This is a genomic window from Snodgrassella sp. B3837 (genome assembly GCF_026535955.1).
GTDB lineage: Bacteria > Pseudomonadota > Gammaproteobacteria > Burkholderiales > Neisseriaceae > Snodgrassella > Snodgrassella alvi_E.
In genome coordinates this window covers 2,263-3,766 of record NZ_JAFNPI010000008.1, presented here as the reverse complement: position 1 = coordinate 3,766, position 1,504 = coordinate 2,263, and the positions used below count along the sequence as shown (strand labels likewise).

The window sequence follows — 1,504 nt, the reverse complement described above, 5'->3', positions numbered from 1 at the left end:
CCCATCCCATTCATCTTTATCACTAAATATATTAAAAAACTCCATCCAATGATTTTTTCTGGATTGCGCTAATGAATACAACCCATCTTTTATATAGACGCCGAATACTGAATTTACTTGATTTAGTTGTTTTTTGGTTAACATTTCTTTCCACCTGTTTTAGATTTGGTTTTATTTAAATGTTCATCCGCAGCAGCTAAGTATTCCTACTGCTGTGGAATATCTAGTTAAAGCGTGCGAAGTTTTGGTTTTCAATGCGGCTGTCTTGGTTCAGTATGCTTGGTTACGACAGCTTTCGATTCGGCCGTTGCAGTTATAGTAGTAATTGCTTTGTTCCCTTTAGATTAATTAATTGTTCGTTAGTCATCTTGTTTGGCAAACATAATAGCTTCTTTTACCCATTTATTTTTTTTATTTTTGGATAAAAATTCTTTGCAGTTTAGTATATTATTCAGCTCCTTCTCCCCTAGAATATCTTTTATATCTGATAGCATAAGACCAATATCTAAAATTTGACTTTCACCATAATTAGAAAGATCTCGAGATAGATACCAATCTTTTAAAAATAATAAGGCTTCGTTTTTGTTTATTTGTAAAAATAATTTAAAAGAAGCTAAACGGAGTATATTGATTTTAACTAATTCTTTTAGTAAATAAGTAGCTTTTGTAACATCAGCATGATTAATAAAATTTTTTACTTCATTTTCATCGGTTATTTGTTGCCATAATTTATTATATAAATCATTAAATTCCTGTAAAGTATCAATTAACATTTTTACCTTACCCTTTCTTTCAATATCTTTAGGAGTAACATTATCTTTAATTTTTCAGTCTATAACTCCGCCTTTAGTTTTAACTTTTAATTCTACATTTTTACCTGTGGTGTTAATATCAAAATAGTAATCTACACCTAATGCTCCAAAGCTCTTTTATGGCATCTGGATTTTTGGGGTCAATTTTCGCAGAAGTAACACTAATTCCTCCTCTACAATCTATTGGATTATATGTAAATCCGTTATGAGTAAATTTTTTAAATTCGGCTTTTGACATAAAACGCCGAACAATGCCTGAATTTTGAGGTATACCATCAATAAGTTTATCGCCAGCAAATCCTGCTGGGTCAATCCACATCAACCCATTAGGCGCATACTGATACAAATTAAACTTACCCAACAACCCAATCGGATCCGGCTGCGTAAATCTGCCTATATCCGGGTCATAATACCTGAAAGTATTGTAATGTAAGCCCGTTTCTCTGTCTAAATACTGTCCCTGATACCTTAGGTTCTGTTGTATCTGGCTGTGTTCGATTTCCTGTATCGGCTTGCCCCACAGCTGATAGCTGCACGCCCATACAATATGACCGGCTTCATCTAGAAGAATATTTTTAGAACCATAGCTGAAATGATGTGTTGGCTTCGGCTACGGTTAATGTAATGGTAATTTGGGAAAGATGATAAATTAAAAGCAGATTTGCCCTTCAAACTTTATCTTGGCAACCTCG

At 33.4% G+C, this 1,504-nt stretch carries 2 protein-coding genes; both read right to left on the bottom strand.

Going from position 1 to position 1,504, the window contains the following annotated elements; all coding sequences use genetic code 11:
* Positions 1-359: 359 nt before the first annotated feature.
* Positions 360-773 carry a hypothetical protein gene (locus tag J3U67_RS03445; RefSeq protein WP_267391631.1) on the bottom strand — a complete coding sequence of 138 codons (414 nt, stop codon included), beginning with the start codon at positions 771-773 and terminating at the stop codon, positions 360-362.
* Between the two features lie 118 nt (positions 774-891).
* Positions 892-1,335 carry an RHS repeat-associated core domain-containing protein gene (locus J3U67_RS03440; protein WP_416384672.1) on the bottom strand — a complete coding sequence of 148 codons (444 nt, stop codon included), beginning with the start codon at positions 1,333-1,335 and terminating at the stop codon, positions 892-894.
* Positions 1,336-1,504: the final 169 nt, after the last annotated feature.